This is a genomic window from Geodermatophilus siccatus (genome assembly GCF_900103785.1).
GTDB lineage: Bacteria > Actinomycetota > Actinomycetes > Mycobacteriales > Geodermatophilaceae > Geodermatophilus > Geodermatophilus siccatus.
The window spans coordinates 75,284-95,714 of the sequence record NZ_FNHE01000012.1 but is presented as its reverse complement, the minus strand read 5'-3'; the positions used below and the strand labels follow the sequence as shown (position 1 = coordinate 95,714).

The following is a 20,431-nucleotide window of genomic DNA, read 5'->3' as shown; positions in this document are numbered from 1 at the left end:
ACACGGAGTGAGCCCGGCCTCCCCCGGTCGGGCGGCGAGGGCTCCCCCCATCGGGTCGGGTCGGTTCCGCAACGCTGCGGGGCGTCGTCGGGGCAGCTGATCCTGGCCCGGACGAACGGGGGACCCATGCACACGCTCAGGCCGGGCGGCTTCGCCCTGCTCTCACTGCTGTACGCAGTGGGCGCGGTGCTGTGCGCCGTGGGGGCGCTGGTGCCGGTGTCCGACCGGTCGCCGGTCGCACTGCTGTGGGGCCTGGCCGCGCTGGCCGCCGCCGGGTCGCTCGTGCTGTGGCTGGGTCGTGACCGGCTGGGGCCGTGGGCGCTGCACGCAGCGGTCCTGGTGGCCTCTGCGGCACTGGGCCTGCTCACCTGGCGCGCGGCGACCGCGGTGGGGATCGTCGGGCTGGGGCCGGCGATGGTGTCGGTCGGCGTCTTCAGCGGGCACTTCTTCCCGCGCCGGGCGGCGCGGGTCCACGTCGGGGTGCTGCTGGCACTCACCACGGCCGGTGCCGTCGCTGCGGCGCCCACCGGGTACCTGCCCCTGTGGCTGACCGCGGTGGTCACCGTCGTCGTCCTCACCGAGGTGCAGTCGCGCATCTCCGGCGACCTGCACCGGGCCGCGGCCACCGACCCGCTGACCGGGCTGGCCAACCGGCGCGCCTGGCAGGCGGCGGCCGACCGCGGCCTGGCGCACGCGCTGCGCGGGGACGAGCCGTTCACGGTGGTGCTCATCGACCTCGACGACTTCAAGGCGGTCAACGACCAGGCGGGGCACCGCGCCGGCGACGCCCTGCTGCAGGAACTGGCCACCGCGTGGAGCGCGCGGCTGCGGCTGTCGGACCTGCTGGGCCGCTACGGCGGCGACGAGTTCGTGCTCAGCCTGCCCGGCACCGACGCCACCCGCGCCGCGGACCTGCTCGCCCGGCTGCACGCCGCCCACCCCGCGGCCTGGTCGGCCGGGACGGCGACCGCCCGGCCCGGCGACACCGTGGCCGACCTGCTGGTCCGCGCCGACGCCGACCTCTACCGCGAGAAGCGCCGCAAGTGGGGCGCCTGACGCCGCCGGTCCGGCCACTCGTCCCCGCCGGCCGATCACGGGGTTGTTGCCGGCGACACGCGACGACACGCCGCGCCAAGCAGCAACGAGCCCATGATCGACGAGGCCCGGGGCCAGGAGGCAGCGGGTCGCGGCGCCTCGGTCCCTGCGGAGGCTTCCGGCCCTGTCCGTCTCCCGGACCCGGTGGCAGCGTCCCCGGCGGACCCGGGAGGTCGGCATGGCCGCGATCGTGGTGTGCGGTGGTGGGGTCATCGGCCTGTGCGCGGGCCTGATGCTGGCCGAGGACGGGCACGACGTGACGGTCCTCGAGCCGGACCCCGCCGACCCACCGGGGACGCCGGCAGAGGCGTGGGACGGCTGGAGGCGGGCGGGGGTCGCCCAGTTCCGCCAGCCGCACAGCCTGTTCTCCTGCTTCCGCGCCGTGGCGGACACGGAGCTGCCCGAGCTCACCGACCGGCTGTTGGCCGCCGGCTGCACCTGGGTCGACTACCTCGACCCACTGCCGCCATCGATCGAGGACCGGGCTCCGCGGGAGGACGACGACCGCATCCGCTTCGTGACCGGCCGGCGCCCGGTGACCGAGGCGGTCGTCGCGGCCGCGGCGGAGGAGCACCCGCGCCTGGACCTGCGTCGCGGCGTCCGGGTCACCGGCCTGGTGGCGGGTCGGTCGGTGCTGGACGGAGTCCCCCACGTCGTCGGGGTCCGCACCTCGACGGGCGAGGACATCGCCGCCGACCTGGTGGTCGACGCGACCGGCCGGCGGACGCGGGGACCCACCTGGCTCGAGGCGCTCGGCGCCCGCCCCCTGCGGATCGAGTCCGAGGACAGCGGCTTCGTCTACTACACCCGGTACTTCACCGGGCCGGAGCTGCCGCGGCGGATCGGCCGGCAGCTGGCCCCCGTCGGGAGCTTCTCCGTCCTCACCCTGGCCGGTGACAACTCCACCTGGTCCGTGACGCTCTTCGGGGCGACCCGGGACACCCCGCTGAAGGCGCTCCGTGACCCGGCGACGTTCGACCGCGTGGTGGCCGCCTGCCCGCTCCAGGCGCACTGGCTGGACGGAGAGCCGATCACCGGCGTGCTGGCGATGGCCGGCGTCCTCGACTGCTACCGGCGCACCGTCGTGGACGGAGAGCCCGTGGTGACCGGGTACGTCGCGGTCGGCGACGCCTGGGCCTGCACCAACCCCTCGGCCGGCAAGGGGATCTCCATCGGCGCGATCCATGCCCAGCTCCTGCGGGCGGTGGTGCGGCATCACCTCGGCGACCCGGAAGAGCTGGTCCGCGCCTTCGACGAGGCCACCGAACGCGAGGTGACGCCGTTCTACCGCAACCAGATCGCCGCCGACCGCGCCCGGATCGCCGAGATGGACGCGTTCCGTGCCGGGAGGCAGCCGCAGCCACCCGACCCCGAACAGGTCCGCCTGCTCACCGCGGCCATGTACGACGCCGAGGTGTTCCGCGGGCTCATCGAGATGGTCACCTGCCTCGCGCTCCCGCAGGAGGTGCTGTCCCGCCCGGGGATGCAGGAGCGGCTCGAGCGGTTCGCCGACACCCCGCCGCCTCGGCCCACGCCCGGCCCGGACCGTGTCCGGCTGCTGGAGCTGCTGGCGGGTTGACTCAGGGACGGCGCCAGTCGTCGGAGGTCAGGTGCGAGCCGGCCATCGGCCCCATCTGCAGCATGCCGCCGTCCACGGCGTAGGAGGTCCCGGTGACGTAGGAGGCCTCCGGCGAGGCGAGGAAGGCGATGACGGCGGCCACCTCGCGGGCGTCGCCGGGACGGCCGAGCGGGACGCCGGGCCGCTCGTGCCCGGGGGCGGTCGGGTCCTCGTCCTCCTGGCCGGTCATCGGGGTGGAGATCTCACCGGGCGCGACCGCGTTGACCGTGATGCCGTGCTCGGCCAGCTCGATCGCGGCGACCCGGGTGAGCAGGCCGAGCCCGCCCTTGGCCGCGCAGTAGGCGGCCGCGCCGACCCGCGGCTGGTGCTCGTGGACGCTGGTGACGTTGACGATCCGCCCGCCGCGGCCGGCGGCGACCATCCGCCGCGCGGCCCGCTGGAGGCAGAGGAACGCGGCGTCGAGGTCGGTGGCCAGCACCTCACGCCAGGTGGCGAAGTCGGTGTCGAGGACGGTCGACATGTGCCCGGTGCCGGCGTCGTTGACCAGGACGTCGATCCCGCCGAGAGCGTCGGCCAGCTCGTCGACGACGTCGGCGGCCTGGGGCAGCTGGGTGAGGTCGACGTGCCGGACCTCGGTGCGCCGGCCCAGCGCCCGCACCTCTCCGGCGGTGGCCTCGGCGGCCTCGCGCTCGCGGTACCAGGTGATCCCGAGGTCGCAGCCGGCCTCGGCGAGGGCCACGGCGGTGGCCCGGCCGATGCCCGACTCGGAGCCGGTGACGACGGCGATGCGGGGTGCGGGTGCGGTCATGGGCCGACGCTAGTGAAAGGACCCTCCTGCCCCCCACCGTTGGCAAGCCCACGGCGGGCCCCTGCAGCAGGGCCGGGGGCGGGATCCTGCAGAGGCCGGACGACGGCCGGCGGCGGGCGTCAGGCGGCCGCGAGGCGTTCGTCGAGCAGGGCGTCGACGTCGGCCTCGGCCTCGGCGACGCGTCGTGCGTTCTCGGCCGACGGGCTGCGGGCCGCCGCGTTGCGGGCCACACCGAGTGCGATGTGGGCGATGGCGATCTCCAGGTCGAGCATCTCGACGCTGGTGTCGGTGCGGGTCATGGCGACCTCCCCTCGGTGGGACGGTCCCCATGCTCGTCCGGGGGTACGACAGAAGCGGCCCTGCCGAACCGGCGCCCCCACTCGTGCAGCAGGTCCACCAGCTCCGGCGGTGCGACGACGGTGACCTCGGCGCCCAGGGTGCCGATGGCGAAGGCCGGCCAGTCCAGCCCGTCAGCCACCATGTGCACCCGGCTGCGGCCGGGACCGTCGTCCTCCACGCGCGCCCACCGCCCGATCCGCGCCCGCACCCGGTCGGCGGGCGCGTCGACGAGGAACTCGACCGGCGTCGGGGAGGTCAGCGCGGCCGTGCCCGCCCGGACGAAGGCGACGGCGTCCTCGGCCGGCAGCCGCCGCGGCGCGAACCGGGCCCCGGTCGGCCGCGGCCGGGCCAGCCGGTCGAGACGGAAGCTGCGCCAGTCGCCGCGGTCGAGGTCGTAGCCGACCAGGTACCAGCGCCGGCCGAGGGTGACCAGGCGGTGCGGCTCGACCCGCCGGTGCGACGGGGTGGCGTCGGCGGCGGTGTAGGCGAAGCCCAGCCGCTCGCAGTCGCGGCAGGCCTGGGCGACGACGGCGAGCGCCTCCGGGTCGACGAGCTGCTGCGGGCCCGCCCAGGGCGCGGGGTCGGTCACCGCGCGCAACGCCTCCACCCGGCGCCGCAGCCGAGTGGGCATCACCTGCACGACCTTGGCCAGCGCCCGCACCGAGGACTCCGCCGTCCCCGCGACGGCGCTCTGGGCGGCGGTCTGCAGGCCGACGGCCAGCGCGACCGCCTCCTCGTCGTCGAGCACCAGCGGCGGCAGGGCGGCGCCCGGGGCGAGCTGGTAGCCGCCGTCGACGCCGCGCTGGGCCTCCACGGGGTAACCGAGCTCGCGCAGCCGGTCGACGTCCCGGCGCAGCGTGCGGACCGAGACGCCGAGCCGGTCGGCGAGGTCGGGACCGGCCCAGTAGCGGCGCTGCTGCAACAGGGAGAGCAGGCGCAGGGTCCGCGCGGACGGATCGGTCATGCGGCGATCCTGCCGCGCATTGCGGTCAGGATCCGGCCGCTGTCCTCCCTAGCGTGGTCCTCGTCAGCGACGCTGCACACCCGAGAGGCGGATCCCATGGACACGACGACGACCCTCACCGGCGAGCGGGCCGACCTGCTGGAGGCGCTGGCCGCGCACCGGAACTTCCTCCGGTTCACCGTCCGGGGCCTCACCGAGGAGCAGGCGCGGCAGCGCACCACCGCCAGCGAGCTGACGCTCGGCGGCCTGGTCAAGCACGTCGCGCACCAGGAGGCCGGCTGGGTGGACTTCATCGTCAACGGCCCCGCCGCCATGGCCTCGGCCACCGACCCGGAGCAGATGGCGAAGTGGGCCGAGGAGTTCCGGCTGGGGCCGGACGAGTCGCTGGACGGTGTGCTGGCCCACTACGAGGAGGTCGCGCGGCGCACCGACGAGCTGGTCCGCACGCTCCCCGACCTCGACGCCTCGCACCCGCTGCCGGAGGCGCCGTGGTTCGAGCCGGGTGCGACCCGCTCGGCCCGCCGGGTCTTCCTGCACATCGTCGCCGAGACCGCCCAGCACGCCGGGCACGCCGACATCCTGCGGGAGTCCCTGGACGGTCAGAAGACGATGGGTTGAGCCCCGGGGCCGCGCCCGCGGAGGTCGTCCGGGGGTGGCCGGTCGCGCCGGGTGCCCAGGGGAGACCCCGGCACGGTCCCACGGCGTGGAGCCGTCCTCGCGGGTCGAAATATGACTGAGTCAGTCATAAGATAGTCCTCGTGGAGCGGCTCACGAACCTGGTCGGCGCCTTCGCGCTGGCGGTCGCCGATCGGGTGGCAGCAGCCACCGAGGCGGCATGCGGTGCGGGTGGCGCCGCGGCCGCCGTCCTGGTGCACCTGAGCCGTCATCCGGAGACCTCCGTGTCCGACCTGGCCGCGGTCGTGGGGGTGGGCGGCTCCGGCGGCGTGCGCCTGGTCGACCGCCTCGCGGCCCAGGGGCTGGTGACGCGCGCACCGAGCCCCACCGATCGGCGCACCGTCCTGCTGCGCCTGACCGAGGCGGGCGGGGAGACGGCTCGGCGAGTGCTGCACGCACGCGAGGAAGCCGTACGCCAGACGGTGGAGGCCCTCGGCGAGGACCAGCGCTCGGTGCTCGAGCACCTGCTCCCGGACCTCGTGGCCGCCCTGCCGAGCAGCCGGACGGAGGTCCTGCGCACCTGCCGGCTGTGCGACGTGACCGCGTGCCGACAGGCGCCGGGCTGCCCGCTGGACTGCTGGCCGCCCGACGACGGCGGGCCGGCGTGAGCGGCGGCCCGGCCGTCAGCGCGCCGGACGAAGAGCGTGTCCCGGCGTGGGCGCTGATCGGGTCCGGACTGGCGGTGGTGGCGGTCGCCTTCGGTCTCGCGCGCTACGGCTACGGACTCCTGCTGCCGCAGATGCGGACCTCCCTGGAGCTGTCGTTGGGCCAGCTGGGCGTCATCGGCGGCGCCGGGTACGGCAGCTACCTGGTCGCCTCCCTGGCCTGCCCCGCTCTGCTGTCCCGGGCGGGGCCACGCGCGACCGTGATGGCCGGGGGGACGGCCGCCGTCGCGGGGATGGCGGTGTGCGCCGCGGCCACCGGCCCACTGACCCTGGGAGTCGGTGTCGTCGTCGCCGGCGCGAGCCCGGCTCTGGTGTGGCCTCCCTACGTGGCCGCGGTCGAGGAGCGCCTGCCCGCGGACCGCCGGGCACGCGGTCACGGGGTCATCAACTCGGGGACCGCCTACGGCGTCGCCGTGGCCGGGCCGGTGAGCCTGCTGGCCACGGGATCCTGGCGGGTGGCGTGGTCGGCCTTCGCCGCCGTGGCCCTCCTGGTCACGATCTGGGCGGTGCGCACCCTGCCCCCCGGGATCCACCGCAGCGACGACGCCACCGGGGCCCGGGGCCTGGTGGCGGTGGCACGGGAGCAGGGTGGGCGGCTGCTGCTGGCCGCGTTCCTCGTCGGTCTGGTCGCGGGCAGCTACGCGACCTTCGGCGTCGAGGTCGCCACGGCCCAGGCGCCGCTGGGCGAGGTCAGCGGCGGGGTCTTCCAGACCCTGGTCGGGATCAGCGGCGTCGCGGGAGGACTCGTCGGGGCGCTGCTGGCCAGGACCTCGCTCCCCCGCCTGCTGGCGGCCACGGCGTGGACGCTCGCTGCGTCCTGCCTGCTCCTGGCCGTGGCGCCCGGCCTCGTCCTCGTCTCGGCGGTCTTCTACGGCGCGAGCTTCATCGCGATCATCGGGTTGCTCCTGATCTGGAGCAACACCCTCGTCCCGCGAGCCCCCGCCACGGCGATCGTCACCGCCATGCTGGCCATGTCCCTCGGGCTGGTCGTGGGCCCGCCCCTGGCCGGCGTCGTCGCCGGGGCGGCCGGCCTCGCCACGGCCTTCGTCGCGTGTGCACCACTCGCTGCGACCATCGGGCTGCTGCACCCCGCGCGACGTGGTGCCTCCGCTCCCCGACCGGCGTGACCACCGGCGGTGACCCCGGGGCTCAGCCCTCCTCGAGCTCCCGCAGCGCGGTCACCGCGCGGTCGCGGGCGACCGTCGCCTCGGTGGCGCGCCGCGCGGCGGTGCGCCGGTGGCGCTCGGCCCGCCCGAGCTCCTCGGCGGTGCGCGCGGCCTCCTCCTCGGTGCGGGCCAGCTCGTCGGTCAGCTCCTCCACCCGCGCCTGCAGGTCGGCCCGGCGGGCGTCGAGGTCGTCGACCCGGTGCCGTTCCTCCTCGGCCGCGGCGACGGCCTCGGCAGCCACCGCGGCCGCCTCCTCCACCGCCCGGCGCGCCTCCTCGAGCTCGCGCCGCCGGCGTTCCTCGGCCGCCCGCCGCGCCTCCTCCTCGCGCCGGCGGGCCTCCTCCGCGGCGGCCCGCCGGGTGTCCTCGTCGCGGCGTCGACGGGCGGCCGCGGGGCCGGACCGCGACCGCCCGCCGGTCCCCTCCCGCCCGGGCCGCGCCGGCACCAGCCGCAACGCCGGCCGGTTGCCCGTCGGCCCCAGGCCGCTGTAGGACATCCCACCGGTGAGCCGGCCCGACAGCAGCGCCTCGCCCGCCTCCGGGTCGGCCATCGCCGCGCGCAGCGTGTCCGCGACCTGGGTCTCGACGGTGCCGCCGACGCGTGCGCCGTGCTCCCGGGCGAGTGCGACCGCCTGGCGGGTGAGCGCGGTCAGCAGCTGGGACCGCTGGCGGTCCAGCACCCGCAGCTGGTCGCCGGCCAGGCTCTCCTGGGCCTGGCGCAGCAGGTCGCCGAGCTCGACCAGCCCCTCGATCGCCGCGCGCTGCTCCCGCACCAGCAGGTTGCACACCCAGGCGGCGGCGGTCGGCTTGGGCAGCGCACCGATCTCCCGCGCGAGGGTCCGGTCCCCCGCGGAGCGGGCGTCGTCCTGACGCTGCTTGCGCACCGCGACGAACTCGTCGGGCGGCACGGCGTACAGCTCGTCGGCCACCTCGTCGAGATCCACGTGGCCGACCCTGCCACGCCGCCGGTGCCGCACGGGCACGATGGCGGCCGTGACCACCACGCGGGTGAGCCGGCACGTTGGCGCGCCGCGAGCCGCCGTCTACCGGGCGCTGCTCGACCCCGGCGCCGTCGCCCGGTGGAAGGTGCCCGAGGGCATGACGCGAGGTGCACGAGTTCGACGCCCGCGAGGGCGGCGCGCTGCGCGTCTCGCTCACCTACGACGAGCCCGGGCCGCAGGGGAAGACGACCGCGCACACCGACACCTACCGCGGCCGCTTCGTCCGCCTGGTGCCCGGCGAGCTGGTCGTCGAGGTCGACGTCTTCGAGACCGCCGACCCCGCGCTCCAGGGCGAGATGACCAGCACCATCACGCTGGCCGACGCCGCGGACGGCGGCACCGAGCTGACCGCCGTCCACGACGGGGTGCCCGACGGCGTGGCCCCCGCGGACAACGAGCTCGGCTGGCGGACGGCCCTGGACCGGCTCGCCGCGCTCGTCGAACGCGGCGGCTGACCGTCAGGCCGTGCGCGGGGCCTCCCACAGGTCGATGCCCGAGTCGACGGCGTGCTGGTCGATCGCGGCGAGCTCGTCGTCGGTGAAGTCCAGCCGCTCCAGCGCACCGACGTTCTGCTCCAGCTGGCCGACGCTGCTCGCGCCGATGAGCACGCTGGTCACCCGCGGGTCGCGCAGCGCCCAGGCCAGCGCCATCTGGGCCAGGCTCTGCCCCCGCTCCTCGGCGATGCCGTTGAGCGCGCGGACGTGGTCGAGCGCCTCCCCGGTCAGCAGGTCGGTCGACAGCGACTTGCCCTGGCTGGCGCGCGAGCCCTCCGGGACGCCGTCGAGGTACTTGCTGGTGAGCATCCCCTGGGCGAGCGGGGAGAAGGCGATGCAGCCGGCGCCGACGTCCTCGAGGGTGTCGAGCAGCCCCTCGGTCTCGACCCAGCGGTTGAGCATCGAGTACGACGGCTGGTGGATCAGCAGCGGCGTCCCGAGGTCGGCGAGGATCTCCGCGGCCTTGGCGGTGTCCTCCGGGCCGTAGCTGGAGATGCCGGCGTAGAGCGCCTTGCCGGCCCGGACGGCGTGGTGCAGCGCGCCCATCGTCTCCTCGAGCGGCGTGGTCGGGTCCGGCCGGTGGGAGTAGAAGACGTCGACGTACTCCAGGCCCATCCGGCGCAGCGACTGGTCGAGGCTGGAGAGGACGTACTTGCGGCCGCCGCCGCCCTGGCCGTACGGGCCGGGCCACATGTCGTAGCCGGCCTTGGTCGAGATGACCAGCTCGTCGCGGTAGGGGCGGAAGTCGTCGGCCAGGTGCCGGCCGAAGTTGACCTCTGCGCTGCCGTACGGGGGTCCGTAGTTGTTGGCCAGGTCGAAGTGGGTGACGCCGAGGTCGAAGGCGCGGCGCAGGATCGCGCGCTGCCGGTCGAACGGGACGTCGTCCCCGAAGTTGTGCCACAGACCCAGGCTGACCGCCGGGAGGTCCAGGCCGCTGCGGCCGGTGCGCCGGTAGGTCATCGAGTCGTAGCGGTCGTCCGCTGCGGTGTAGGCCATGGCCGCGATCCTGCCCGGCGCGCGGATCCCCGAACCGGGGTCCTCCGGACCTAGGCTCGATCGGTCGGGTCCCCGCTCCACCGGAGGTGCGCCGTGCTGCGACTCGTCGGGTTCCTGCTGGTGGTGTGGCTGGTGGTCTCCGTCGTCGGCGCGGTGATCGAGGGCCTGTTCTGGCTCGCGGTGGTCGGCCTGGTCCTCTTCGTGCTCACCGCCGCGGTCGGCTGGGGCAAGCGGGACACCCGGGTCTGAGCACCGAGGGCGAGCCCGGGGCCGCAGAGCGCGCGCTCCCCCGCCGCGCTGGTCGGGCGAGGCCGCAGTCGGGTGGGCCGGCTCGGCGCGACGGCAGCCCTCCCGACTGCACCGTCCCTCGGACCCCGGCCGGCCCACCCCTGGCACGACGCCGGCTGCCGGACTCAGCGCCTGCTGAGGGGGTGCCCGACGCCCAGTCGGCGGGCCGTCGCGGTCAGCGCCCGGGACATCCGGGACGGCACGGACGCCGGCCCCGGGATGGTGACCGGCCGGACCCGGCCGTTGTGCAACGCAGCGATCCGCCACGCGCCGCCCTCCTCGACGGCGACCAGCGTCTGCCGTGAGAGGCGCCGCTCCGGCAGGCTCGAGCGCCAGGGCATCAGCACGGAGCCGGTCGCGTGCAGCACGGCGACGCCGGGTCGCAGGTGCCGGACCGACTCGATGCGGCCGACGAGTGCCGAGCCGCTCAGCACGCCCGTGAACAGCCGGTGGTGGTTGTCGACCATCGCCTGGCGACCGCGGGCGTGCGTGCCGTCGTAGGAGACGTAGTCGCTGTCCTCGGTGAAGCAGTCCCCGTAGGCGGCCGCGTCGCCTGCCGTCCAGGCGGCACACATGCGGTCGAACAGCTCGTGCAGCGCCGCGTCCCCGCTCCTGCCGGCGGCTGTCATGGGGCGTCCTCCTCCGCTCGTCCCGGCTGGGTGGGTGCGCCGTCGAGGAGTGCCCGGGCCCGGAGCCGGACCGCGCACTCCTCGAGCTCGTCGGTCGCGCGGGACAGGAAGGTGAGCACCGCGTCGACCTGGTCGCGGGTCATCCCGGCGGTGAGGCGGTCGAGGTCCGGACCGTCCTCGGCGAAGACGGCGGCGACCTCGGCCACGCGGTCCGGCACGGGTCGGAGCAGCTGCCGTCGTCCGTCGGTCGGATCCGGACGGCGGTGCAGGAAGCCGGTCGCCTCCAACCGGTGGACGACGCCGGTGATCGCACCGGTGGTGAGGCCGGTCATCGCGGCGAGCCGGCTGCCGGTGAGCTCGCCGTGCTGGACCAGCAGGTCGAGGCACTTGTGGTCGGAGGGCCCGAGACCGAGCCGCTCCGCGACGGCGTGGTGGTACAGCACCGTGGCCGTGCTGTGCCGGCGCGCGGTCCGCGCCAGATCCGCACGTCCGGGTTCGACACGTCGACTCATCCCGATCCTGACTCGCTCAGAATGTGAGCGAGTCTACGACCGACCGGGCCCGAGGTGTCAACACCCGCACGGCCTCACGGCAGCCGGAGCCGACCCGGGTCAGCGGCCGATCGCGACCCGTCCGGGGGCGACCACGGTCGGGGGACGCGGCGCCGGGCGCCGCCGCCGGTGAGGGTCGGAGGGCCCCTCGCGCCCGCGCCGCCGGCGAGGAGGATCACCGCAGCGGGGGCCCGTCCGCCCGACCCGGAGGGAGAGGCGCGATGCCGTTCTTCGACGGCTCCCGTGGCCGCGTCCACCACACCGCCTGGCTGCCCGACGGCGAGGTCCGTGCCGTCGTCGTCTTCTGCCACGGTGACTTCGGCGAGCACGTCGGTCTCTACGAGGTGCTGGGGCGCCGGCTGGCCGCCGCCGGCATCGCCGTGCACGCGCTGGACGCCATCGGCCACGGGCGCAGTGACGGCGAGCGCGACCTGATGGTCAGCCGGGACGACCAGGTCGACGACGCGCGGACCCTGACGGGTCTCGCGCAGGCCCAGCACCCTGGCCGCCCGCTGGTGCTCATGGGGCACTCCGGGGGTGGGGTCGCCGCCCTGCTGCTGGCCCAGCGGTCGCCCGACCTGGCGCAGGCGCTGGTGGTGTCCGCACCACCGGCCCAGCCCCTGCCCTGGGTCGAGGACCTCGTCGAGGGTGGCGCCGACGAGGTCGACGCCCCCGACCCGGCGGAGGCGTTCAGCACCCACCCCGAGTACCTGCAGGCGCTGCGCACCGACCCGTTGGTGCACCGCGGTCCGGTGCCGCCGCAGACCCTGGAGGCGGTGGTGCGCTCCTGGTCGGCGGTGGCGACGGGCCTGGCCGAGGGCCGGCCGTCGATCCCGACCCTGGTCCTCCACGGTGAGGCCGACCCGGTGGTCCCGGTCGAGGACTCGCGGGCGCTGGTCGCCCGGCTGCCGCGGGCGACGCTGCGCACCTTCCCCGGCGACCTGCACGACGTCCTGAACGAGCACGACCGCGACGCCGTGCACGACGTGGTGGCCGAGTTCGTGCTCGCCCAGGTCAGCCCGGCCGCCGTCCGGGCCTGAACACCCGCGATCCCCCCGTCCGTCGCGATCGGCCGACTCCGGCTGCGGACGGTGCCTACCGGTTCCTCACCGCGGCGCCGAGCACGACGGCACGGTGGTCACCGCGAGCCTGCTCCAGGACGACGTCGTCGTCCGGGAGCTGCCCCGCTGGCGGGGCGCGGTCAGACCCAGGCGTCGGCCTTGCGGCGGAGCAGCTCCCGCTCCCGCTCGTTGCCGCAGAGCTGCACCGCCCGCTCGATCTCGCGCCGCGCCTCGTCGAACCGGCCGAGCCGCGCGAGCAGCTCGCCCCGGACGCTCGGCAGCAGGTGCGAGCCCGCCAGGCTGCCCGCTCGCGCCAGCTCGTCGACCAGCGGGAGCGCGGCTGCCGGGCCGCGGGCGACCGAGACGGCGACCGCCCGGTTGAGCTCGACGACCGGGGACGGCGCCAGCCGGCCGAGCACGTCGTAGAGGAGCACGATCCGCTCCCAGTCCGTCTCGTCGACCGACGGCGCGACCGCGTGGCACTCGGCGATCGCGGCCTGGACGCCGTAGGGACCGAGGCCGCGGCCGACCCGGCCGGCGTGCACCAGCGCCGCCCGCCCGCGCCGGATGGCCGCGCGGTCCCACCGCCGGCGGTCCTGCGCCTCCAGCAGGACCGGCTCGCCGTCGTCGCCCACGCGCGCCGGGAACCGCGCGGCGGTGAGCTCGAGGAGGGCGAGCAGGCCGTGCACCTCCGGCTCGTCGGGCACCAGCTGCGCCAGCACGCGGGTCAGCCGGACCGCCTCGCGGGCCAGGTCCTGCCGGATCCACTCGCTCCCGGAGGTGGCCGTCGACCCCTCGGTGAAGACCAGGTACAGCACGCTGAGCACCGAGCCGAGCCGCGCGCGGCGCTCCTCGGGCGGTGGCACCTCGAAGGGCACCTGCGCGGCCGCGAGCGTCTTCTTGGCGCGGGTGATCCGCGCCTGCACGGTGGCGGTCGGCACGAGGAAGGCCCGGGCGATCTCGTCGCTCGTCAGACCGCTCACGACGCGCAGGGTGAGCGCGACCCGCGCCTCGCGCGAGAGCACCGGGTGGCAGGCGGTGAACACCAGGGCGAGCACGTCGTCGTGGATGCGGTCGGGGTCCCAGAGCAGGTCCCGGTCCGGTCCCGCCGGGTCGGGCGCGGCCGCCCCGGTGACGGCACCGCCCTCGGGGAGGTCGCGCGACAGGACGGCGTACCGCTCGTCGAGGGCCGAGCGGCGGCGGAAGGCGTCGATGGCGCGGCGCCGCCCCACGGTCAGCAACCACCCGGCGGGCTCGCGCGGCACGCCGTCCCTGGGCCAGGCGACCAGCGCCTCGGCGAGCGCCTCCTGGGCGAGGTCCTCGGCCAGGGCGAAGTCCCCGGTGTACCGGGCCAGGGTCCCGGTGATGCGTGCGGACTCGATCCGCCACACCGCCTCGACCGCCTCCCGGCCGCCCGGGGCCCGGGGGGTGACCGCGGGGCCACCCCCCGGACCGCTCACAGCTGTCCGGTCGCCGCCCGCCACGCCCGCTCCTTCTGGATCCACTCGTTGTCCTGCGGGAACTCGTCGATGCTGGTGACGCGGCGGATCTCGGTCTTGCTGCCCGGACCGGCCAGCGGCGCCCGCTTCGCCCACTCGACGGCCTCCTCCAGCGAGGCCACGTCGAGGATCCAGAAGCCGCCGAACAGCTCCTTGGTCTCCCCGTACGGGCCGTCGGTGACCACGGGGGACTCGGCTGAGTAGTCGACGACGACGCCCTTCGCCGGGTCGTCGAGGCCCTCGGCCGCGACCAGGACGCCGGCCCGGATCATCTCGTCGTTGAACCGGCCCATCGACTCGACGACCTCACTGAAGTCGACGTCCTGGAAGGCGGCGTAGGTCTCGTCGGTCGCACGCATGATCAGCATGTACTTCACGGTGGTCTCCTACCGATCGCGGGTCCCCGTCGGACCCTCTCACCCCTCGGTCGAACGGCGGCACTCCCGGATCGACACCGCGCGCGAGGAGTTCACGCCTCCGGCCCCCGTCACCCGGGCGGCCGGCGGCCGAGCGCGGCCAGCAGCCGGTCCTGCGCCGGTGCGTCGTCCGGCACGGGGACCGCCGGCGGGTACATGCCGGTGGCCTGCAGCTGCCCGCCGAGCGCGAGGACCCCGGGCAGCAGGGCCCGGACGGCGTCGGGATCGAGGTCGGCCGGTCGTCCGGTCGCGGTCGCCAGGTCCCAGGTGTGGACGACGGGCTCGACGAGGGCGATGCCGAGGAGCTGCTCGACGGTCCGCGGGCCCAGCGGGGTGGCCACTCCGGCGCCGGGTGCCGCACGGCTCAGCGCCGCGACGGCCGCCTGGTAGGCGCGTCGCCACGAGCCGGCGGGGTCCGGGCCGGCGAGCAGGCCGAGCGCCCCCGGGTCGGCGACCGGCGCACGGCGTCCCTCCCCGGCGAGCATCGCGAGCACCTGGTTCTGCCCGTCGACGAGGTGGCCCAGCAGCTGGCGGGCCGACCAGCCCGGGCAGGGCGTGGCCGCGTCCCAGCCCTGCGCCGGGACGGCGTCGACGACGGCGCCGAGCCGATCGAGGGCCCGGAGGTACCGCGCGACCGCGTCGTCCGGCCCGGTCACGGGGCGCCGGCCGAGCCGGGGACGGGCAGCGCCGCGGCCGAGGCGACGACGTGGTCGACGAGGCCGTACCCGCGGGCCTGGTCGGGGGTGAACCAGCGGTCGCGGTCGGAGTCGCGCTCGATCTGCTCGACGCTCTGCCCGGTGTGCTCGGCCTGCAGCTCGTTGATGTCCCGCTTGAGGCGGCGGAGCATGTCGGCCTGGACGGTGATGTCCGACTGCGTCCCGCCCACCCCCGCCGAGACCTGGTGCATCATGATCCGCGTGTGCGGCAGCGAGAACCGCTTGCCGGGGGTGCCCGCGGTGAGCAGGAACTGCCCCATCGAGGCGGCCATCCCGAACGAGTAGGTCGCGACGTCGCAGTCGATGAAGCGCATGGTGTCGTAGACGGCCATCCCGGCGGTGACCGAGCCGCCCGGCGAGTTGATGTACAGGTGCACGTCCCGGCGCGGGTCGTCGGCCGAGAGCAGCAGCATCTGCGCGCAGATCTGGTTGGCGACGTCGTCGTCCACCGGGCTGCCGAGGAACACGGTGCGCTCCCGCAGCAGGCGGTCGGAGACGGCGTCGTGCAGGGACGCGTGCCCGTTCCCCGCCTGCAGGAACGGTGCGCCCGCGCCGGTGGGCGGAGGAACGCGCATGGGCCGACCCCTTCCGTGGACTGGTGGGCCGGAGTCAATCGGTTCCCGCCACGGAATGCGCGGCAGAAATGGCGCATTCCGCTCGTCGCGCACTTCTTGTGCCATCAGCGAAATGGCCTTGACCGTGACCCTCGATGACGTCGTCCGGCACGGCCGGGACGTCCGGCGTCCCGGCGTCCCGCCGGGGGATGCGGCAGGCTGCGGCCGTCGCACCCGGCACCGACACCGCGGAGGAGACCCGTGACGACCCCGCCCGCCGTCCTCGTGCACGGCAACCCGGAGACCCCGGCGCTGTGGGACCCGCTCGCCGGCTCCCTGCAGCGGGACGTCGTCCGGCTGGCCCCGCCCGGCTTCGGCGCGCCCCTGCCCGCGGACTTCGGGGCGACGATGCCGGAGTACCGGGACTGGCTGGTCGGGGAGCTCGAGCGGATCGGCGAGCCGGTCGACCTCGTCGGCCACGACTGGGGCGGCGTCCACGTGGTGAACGTGGCCATGGCGCGGCCCGACTTGCTGCGCAGCTGGGTCAGCGACGCAATCGGCGTCTTCGACGAGGACTACGTCTGGCACGACCTGGCGCAGGTGTGGCAACAGCCGGGCGCCGGCGAGGACTCCATCGCGCGGATGCTGGGCGGCAGTCCCGCCGACAAGGCCGCGCGGCTCGTCTCGTTCGGCTTCCCGCCGGACGTCGCGGAGCAGGTGGCCGCCGGGCAGGACGAGGACATGGGCCGCGCGGCCCTGGCGCTCTACCGCTCGGCGGCCCAGCCGGCCATGGCCGAGGCCGGCCGCTCGCTGGAGGCCGCCGCCGCCCGCCCCGGCCTCGCGTTGCTCCCGTCGGAGGACTCCTTCGTCGGCACCGACGCCCAGCGGCGCCGCGCCGCGGCCCGCGCCGGTGCCCGGGTCGAGGTGCTCGACGGCCTCGGACACGGCTGGATGGTGGAGGACCCGCAGCGTGCGGCCGTCGTCCTCGAGCGCTTCTGGGCTGCGCTCTGACGCCGGCTCACCCCGACCTGCAGCACCCGGAACCGCAGGCCGGTCCGTGCGCCGACGGTCGGCCGGGCCGGAGTCATCGCGGCCGGTTAGCGTCGCCGGGTGGACGGAGTCCGGGGACGCGCAGTGACCACCGTCCGGACCGCCACGAGGGACGACGAGCGCCGGCTCGCGGCCCTCGACCGGGTGACGTGGTCGCCAGCCGTGGCCCCCGCGCCGCTGTGGCCGGAGGACGTCGACTTCTTCGGGGAGGACCCGCCCGGGGACGTCCTCGTGGCCGAACTGGACGGCGCGGTGGTCGGGTACGTGAGACTGCGCCGGCCCACGGCCCTGCCGTCCAACCGGCACGTGCTCCAGGTGAACGGGCTGGCGGTCGACCCGGCCGTGCAGCGCCGCGGCGTGGGCCGGGCCCTGCTGCGCGCCGCGGTCGAGGAGGCCCGGCGCCGCGGCGCCCGGCGGCTCACCCTGAACGTGCTGGCCACGAACCCCGGCGCCCGCGCCCTGTACGCAGCCTGCGGCTTCGTGGTCGAGGGCGTGCGGCGCGGGGAGTTCTTCCTCGAAGGCCAGTACGTGGACGACGTCCTCATGGCCGTGTCCCTGGAGCCCCACGAGGAACCGGGTTGAGCAGGACCGCTCGTGCGCGCGAGCACCTCAGCACGTTCGGCGACGGCGCCGCGCAGCTGTACTGCCGCATCGGATCCCGCCCGTGGCTGCTGGAGCCGGCGGCTCAGCTCGACGGTGACCCGGCAGGCTTGCCGCGGGCGCGGGGCTCATCGGCCCGCTGCTGCAGGACTGCGTGATCGCCCGGCACGCCCACCGCCTTCCCCGGCGACCCGACGTCCTCCCCACCGAGGGGCCGCACGAGCGGCTGCTGCGTGATGCGGTCAGCGGCCGAGGCGACGACACCCGGCATCCGGCACTGCTCAGTAGGCCGGGGGTTCGGTGATGGCGGTCGGGCCGGTGGGGTGGTGACGGTGAGGGTGCCGTGCGGCCGGTGGTGGTCCAGCTCGCCGGCTCGGGGCACGCGGCGGCGGCAGCCGGGGAAGCGGCAGCGCCGGTCCCGGGCGCGCACGTGGCGGTCCAACTGTGCGTGCGGCCGGTAGCCGTTCGGGGTGCCGGGCCGGGTCAGTCCGGGCCGGCCGCTCAGGTCGTGGCCGCAGGCCTCGGGCCGGCGGCAGGCGGGCCTGCCGCAGCTGCCGGTGCGGCGCAGTGCGGGCAGGTCGGTCAGGGTCAGCAGCGCGCCGCTGACCGCGTCGGTGAGCGCGATCCGGGGCCGGTCGGCCAGCCCGCCGCCGGCGGCCCTGCTCGCCCTCGCGCCGGGATGCGCCAGCGCAGGCGCCCGGCGCAGCGACCGGGCCTGATGTCGCCCGGGCGGCCTCTGCTTGCATGTCCGTCGTGACCGACGGAGGGAACGCCCTGACCGGACTGCGCGTCGCCGTGCTCGGCCCCGGGGGGGTCGGCGGCCTGCTGGCGGCACTGCTCGCCCGCGGCGGCGCGGCGGTCACCTGCCTGGCGGGCGCGGCGACGGCGGAGCAGCTGCGGACGGCAGGCATCCGGCTGGAGAGCGCGCACCTCGGCGACTCCACCACCCCGGTGGACGCCGCCGAGCGGCTGACCGCGCCGGTCGACGTCCTCCTCGTGACCGTCAAGGCCACGCACCTGGACGACGCCCTCGAGCGGGTGCCGGCCGACGTCCTCGGTGACGCGCTGGTCGTGCCGCTGCTCAACGGCGTCGAGCACGTCGACCACCTGCGCCGGCGCTACCCGCAGGCCGGCGTCGTCCCGGCGACGATCCGCGTCGAGAGCACCCGCACCGCACCAGGGGTGATCCAGCACGGGAGTCCGTTCGTCACCGTCGACCTCGTCGCCGTCCCCGGGCTCGAGCAGCGGGTGCGGCGGCTGGCCGACGCCCTGCAGCGGGTCGGCGTGACGACGGAGGTCGGGGACGACGAGCCGGCGGTGCTGTGGAGCAAGCTGAACTTCCTCGCTCCGCTCGCGCTGCTCACCACCGCCGCACGGGCGACCGCCGGCGAGGTCCGCGAGTCCCGGCGGGAGGACCTGGTCGCCATCGTCGGCGAGGTCGCCGCCGTCGCCCGCGCCGAGGGGGCGCCCGCTGACGAGGAGCAGGTCGTCGGCTTCTTCGACGGCGTCCCCGCGGGCATGCGCTCGTCGATGCAGCGCGACGCCGCGGCCGGCCGCCCGCTCGAGCTCGACGCGATCGGCGGGGCCGTGGTGCGGGCCGCGACCCGGCACGGGATCGCCGTCCCGGTCACCGCCCGCTACGTCGACGAGCTGCGGGAGCGCCACCCGGGCAGCTGACCGTCCTCGCCGGGGACGACCTCGAAGCCGAGGCCGCGGTGGAACCGCACCGAGGTGGCGTTGCCCGGACCTGTCAGGTAGGACGACCGACGGGCGCCCGCTCTGCGACGTGCCCGGCGCAGCGGCGGTACAGCGCACCGGCCACGCCCCGGCGGTGCAGCGCCGGGTCGACCCCGACGACGTGCAGTAGCCGACGTCCGCCTGCGCCGAGGGCGGGAACCCGACGAGGAAGGCGCGCAGGTCGCCGGCGCCGTCCTCGACCACCCGGCTGCTGTCGGAGAAGTGCTCGGAGAACGGCCGCGACAGCAGCAGCGCCCGCTGCGGGGTGCCGTCCGGACCGCCGAGACCGCTCCACCACGAGCCGAGCACCGCGACGACCCGGCCGTGCTCGTCGGGCACGGGGTGGCGGGCACCAGGGCCCGGCGGGACCTCCCCGGTCACGGCACCTCCGGGCACGACGGCGCGACGTGCGCGGCCAGCCAGCGCAGGAACACCGGCTCGACGAGCGCGGCCAGGCGGGCGTAGCCGCGGGTGGACGGGTGGTAGGCGTCGCCGGCCGCGACCTCGGCGACCCACACCGCGTCGTCCGCCAGGCCGGCGGTGTCGACGAACGGCACCGACCGCGCGCCGCACTCCGCCGCCATGCCGGCGGAGCGGTCGGCGGCTCGCGCGCTCTCCCCTGCCCTCGACACCGGCGGCGGGCCGACGACCAGCGCCGCCCAGCCCCTCGCGGCCGCGGCGTCGAGGACCTCGGCCAGCGCGGTCAGCGACCGGTCCCGCGCCACCCGCCGGCGTCCGTCCACCAGGACGACGTCGTTGAGGCCGACGGCGACGACCACGCCGTACCGGTTCCCGTCGCGCAGCCGCCACGACGCCTCCGCGAGGAAGCGCCGGGCGACGTCGACCGAGGTGTCGCGTCGGACGCCGAGGCCGTAGGCGGTCAGCTCCCAGCCGGCCCGTCGGGCGACCGCCGCGACCGGGCCGACCCAGCCCGCGCCGGTCGGGTCGCCGACCCCGGCGGTGAACGAGTCGCCCAGGAAGCAGACCCGCACGTCCATCAGGCCACCGGGGGACGACGCCCTCCAGGACGGCCGCCCCGGCGTCGCGTCGCCACGGGGGACGCGGCGGCGGGACGGGGGACGGCGACGACGGTCATGGCGCCAGTGTGGGCGTGCACCGTCGTGCACGCCCGACCGGGGACGTCTCCCTCGTCGCCGTGTCCGTCGGTGGCGCGCCGTGCGCCTGCCGCAGCAGGAAGACCGCCCGCTGGTCGAAGGTGGTCCGGGACCGCACCGCGATCTCGGCCGTCCAGTCCTGCTGTTGCGCGCTCGGCTCGACCGGCAGCTCGACCGCGACCTGCGCCGCGGCGCGCTGCACGAGCACGTCGAGCTCGGCGTGCTCGGCGGCGACCAGCCGGCCGACCTCGCGCACCCGCGGGTCCTCGGCCGGCTCGCTCCTCGCGGTGCCGGCGGGCACCTCCCACAGCCCGGCCTGCTCGACCTCGTGCAGCGCGTCGCGGTCGGCCGGGCCGAGCGGACCGGCGGTCCCGTCCTCCTGCCGCACCCGACGTCGGGATCCGCGGCCGCCGGCCCGGGGACGGCGAGCACGG

General features: G+C 76.2%; 24 protein-coding genes. 11 read left to right on the top strand and 13 right to left on the bottom strand.

Features of this window, described 5'->3' with window-relative positions:
- Positions 1-126 precede the first annotated feature (126 nt).
- Positions 127-1,056 carry a GGDEF domain-containing protein gene (locus BLS21_RS20145; RefSeq protein ID WP_091222739.1) on the top strand — a complete coding sequence of 310 codons (930 nt, stop codon included), beginning with the start codon at positions 127-129 and terminating at the stop codon, positions 1,054-1,056.
- A 217-nt stretch (positions 1,057-1,273) separates the two neighbouring features.
- On the top strand, positions 1,274-2,674 hold the full coding sequence (locus tag BLS21_RS20140; protein ID WP_139177234.1) for an FAD-dependent oxidoreductase: 1,401 nt from the start codon (positions 1,274-1,276) through the stop codon (positions 2,672-2,674).
- A 1-nt stretch (position 2,675) separates the two neighbouring features.
- Here the strand turns inward: BLS21_RS20140 and BLS21_RS20135 are convergent, their stop codons facing one another.
- From BLS21_RS20135 to BLS21_RS20125, 3 genes are all read right to left on the bottom strand, one after another.
- Positions 2,676-3,482 carry an SDR family oxidoreductase gene (locus BLS21_RS20135; protein WP_091222735.1) on the bottom strand — a complete coding sequence of 269 codons (807 nt, stop codon included), beginning with the start codon at positions 3,480-3,482 and terminating at the stop codon, positions 2,676-2,678.
- A 119-nt stretch (positions 3,483-3,601) separates the two neighbouring features.
- Positions 3,602-3,781 carry a hypothetical protein gene (locus tag BLS21_RS20130; protein ID WP_091222733.1) on the bottom strand — a complete coding sequence of 60 codons (180 nt, stop codon included), beginning with the start codon at positions 3,779-3,781 and terminating at the stop codon, positions 3,602-3,604.
- Complete coding sequence (locus tag BLS21_RS20125) at positions 3,778-4,785, bottom strand: helix-turn-helix transcriptional regulator (protein ID WP_091222730.1); 1,008 nt, start codon at positions 4,783-4,785, stop codon at positions 3,778-3,780. Before BLS21_RS20125 ends, BLS21_RS20130 begins: the two co-directional genes overlap by 4 nt.
- Positions 4,786-4,881: 96 nt before the next feature.
- Between BLS21_RS20125 and BLS21_RS20120 the strand changes: the two genes are divergently transcribed.
- The 3 genes from BLS21_RS20120 to BLS21_RS20110 all read left to right on the top strand — a co-directional run bounded on the left by BLS21_RS20120 (position 4,882) and on the right by BLS21_RS20110 (position 7,252).
- A complete protein-coding gene (locus BLS21_RS20120) occupies positions 4,882-5,403 on the top strand; it encodes a DinB family protein (protein WP_091222727.1) in 522 nt (173 codons plus the stop codon).
- 140 nt (positions 5,404-5,543) lie between these two features.
- A complete protein-coding gene (locus BLS21_RS25320) occupies positions 5,544-6,068 on the top strand; it encodes a MarR family winged helix-turn-helix transcriptional regulator (protein WP_091222724.1) in 525 nt (174 codons plus the stop codon).
- The gene (locus BLS21_RS20110; protein WP_175479670.1) at positions 6,005-7,252 is read left to right on the top strand and encodes an MFS transporter; all 1,248 of its coding nucleotides are present in this window, start codon (positions 6,005-6,007) and stop codon (positions 7,250-7,252) included. The genes BLS21_RS25320 and BLS21_RS20110 overlap by 64 nt, the downstream gene beginning before the upstream one ends.
- A 22-nt stretch (positions 7,253-7,274) precedes the next feature.
- On the opposite strand, the gene BLS21_RS20105 is transcribed toward BLS21_RS20110, so the two are convergent.
- On the bottom strand, positions 7,275-8,234 hold the full coding sequence (locus BLS21_RS20105) for a hypothetical protein (protein WP_091222948.1): 960 nt from the start codon (positions 8,232-8,234) through the stop codon (positions 7,275-7,277).
- A gap of 164 nt (positions 8,235-8,398) precedes the next feature.
- On the opposite strand from BLS21_RS20105, the gene BLS21_RS20100 reads away from it, so the two are divergent.
- Positions 8,399-8,746, top strand: coding sequence for an SRPBCC domain-containing protein (locus BLS21_RS20100; RefSeq protein ID WP_217636219.1), 348 nt, complete (start codon positions 8,399-8,401; stop codon positions 8,744-8,746).
- A 3-nt stretch (positions 8,747-8,749) separates the two neighbouring features.
- Here the strand turns inward: BLS21_RS20100 and mgrA are convergent, their stop codons facing one another.
- Positions 8,750-9,781, bottom strand: a complete 1,032-nt coding sequence (gene mgrA, locus BLS21_RS20095; RefSeq protein WP_091222722.1) for an L-glyceraldehyde 3-phosphate reductase — start codon at positions 9,779-9,781, stop codon at positions 8,750-8,752.
- 93 nt (positions 9,782-9,874) lie between these two features.
- Between mgrA and BLS21_RS25315 the strand changes: the two genes are divergently transcribed.
- A complete protein-coding gene (locus BLS21_RS25315) occupies positions 9,875-10,030 on the top strand; it encodes a hypothetical protein (RefSeq protein ID WP_175479669.1) in 156 nt (51 codons plus the stop codon).
- Positions 10,031-10,194: 164 nt separating this feature from the next.
- Here BLS21_RS25315 and BLS21_RS20090 read toward each other — a convergent pair whose 3' ends face one another.
- Together BLS21_RS20090 and BLS21_RS20085 are read right to left on the bottom strand one after the other, a co-directional pair.
- Entirely contained in the window at positions 10,195-10,698 is a 504-nt protein-coding gene (locus BLS21_RS20090; RefSeq protein ID WP_091222719.1) for an SgcJ/EcaC family oxidoreductase, read from the bottom strand.
- On the bottom strand, positions 10,695-11,210 hold the full coding sequence (locus BLS21_RS20085) for a MarR family winged helix-turn-helix transcriptional regulator (RefSeq protein ID WP_091222716.1): 516 nt from the start codon (positions 11,208-11,210) through the stop codon (positions 10,695-10,697). The genes BLS21_RS20090 and BLS21_RS20085 overlap by 4 nt, the downstream gene beginning before the upstream one ends.
- A gap of 260 nt (positions 11,211-11,470) precedes the next feature.
- On the opposite strand from BLS21_RS20085, the gene BLS21_RS20080 reads away from it, so the two are divergent.
- Positions 11,471-12,289 carry an alpha/beta fold hydrolase gene (locus tag BLS21_RS20080; protein ID WP_091222713.1) on the top strand — a complete coding sequence of 273 codons (819 nt, stop codon included), beginning with the start codon at positions 11,471-11,473 and terminating at the stop codon, positions 12,287-12,289.
- Between the two features lie 161 nt (positions 12,290-12,450).
- Here the strand turns inward: BLS21_RS20080 and BLS21_RS20075 are convergent, their stop codons facing one another.
- The 4 genes from BLS21_RS20075 to BLS21_RS20060 all read right to left on the bottom strand — a co-directional run bounded on the left by BLS21_RS20075 (position 12,451) and on the right by BLS21_RS20060 (position 15,516).
- Positions 12,451-13,770: an RNA polymerase sigma factor gene (locus BLS21_RS20075; protein WP_091222710.1), complete on the bottom strand. Its 1,320-nt coding sequence runs from the start codon at positions 13,768-13,770 to the stop codon at positions 12,451-12,453.
- Positions 13,767-14,177: a YciI family protein gene (locus tag BLS21_RS20070; protein ID WP_245700619.1), complete on the bottom strand. Its 411-nt coding sequence runs from the start codon at positions 14,175-14,177 to the stop codon at positions 13,767-13,769. Before BLS21_RS20070 ends, BLS21_RS20075 begins: the two co-directional genes overlap by 4 nt.
- A gap of 119 nt (positions 14,178-14,296) precedes the next feature.
- The gene (locus tag BLS21_RS20065; protein ID WP_091222705.1) at positions 14,297-14,881 is read right to left on the bottom strand and encodes a TIGR03086 family metal-binding protein; all 585 of its coding nucleotides are present in this window, start codon (positions 14,879-14,881) and stop codon (positions 14,297-14,299) included.
- Entirely contained in the window at positions 14,878-15,516 is a 639-nt protein-coding gene (locus tag BLS21_RS20060) for an ATP-dependent Clp protease proteolytic subunit (RefSeq protein WP_091222702.1), read from the bottom strand. The genes BLS21_RS20065 and BLS21_RS20060 overlap by 4 nt, the downstream gene beginning before the upstream one ends.
- 240 nt (positions 15,517-15,756) lie before the next feature.
- Here BLS21_RS20060 and BLS21_RS20055 point away from each other — a divergent pair, with 240 nt between their 5' ends.
- From BLS21_RS20055 to BLS21_RS20035, 3 genes are all read left to right on the top strand, one after another.
- On the top strand, positions 15,757-16,506 hold the full coding sequence (locus BLS21_RS20055; protein WP_091222701.1) for an alpha/beta fold hydrolase: 750 nt from the start codon (positions 15,757-15,759) through the stop codon (positions 16,504-16,506).
- Between the two features lie 123 nt (positions 16,507-16,629).
- Positions 16,630-17,127 (top strand): GNAT family N-acetyltransferase, encoded by a 498-nt coding sequence (locus BLS21_RS20050; RefSeq protein WP_091222698.1) that lies wholly within the window; start codon positions 16,630-16,632, stop codon positions 17,125-17,127.
- A gap of 762 nt (positions 17,128-17,889) precedes the next feature.
- The gene (locus BLS21_RS20035) at positions 17,890-18,822 is read left to right on the top strand and encodes a ketopantoate reductase family protein (RefSeq protein ID WP_091222691.1); all 933 of its coding nucleotides are present in this window, start codon (positions 17,890-17,892) and stop codon (positions 18,820-18,822) included.
- Between the two features lie 437 nt (positions 18,823-19,259).
- Here the strand turns inward: BLS21_RS20035 and BLS21_RS20030 are convergent, their stop codons facing one another.
- Positions 19,260-19,880 (bottom strand): GDSL-type esterase/lipase family protein, encoded by a 621-nt coding sequence (locus BLS21_RS20030; protein ID WP_091222687.1) that lies wholly within the window; start codon positions 19,878-19,880, stop codon positions 19,260-19,262.
- Positions 19,881-19,974: 94 nt separating this feature from the next.
- On the bottom strand, positions 19,975-20,385 hold the full coding sequence (locus BLS21_RS20025) for a DUF4142 domain-containing protein (protein WP_091222684.1): 411 nt from the start codon (positions 20,383-20,385) through the stop codon (positions 19,975-19,977).
- Positions 20,386-20,431 lie beyond the last annotated feature (46 nt).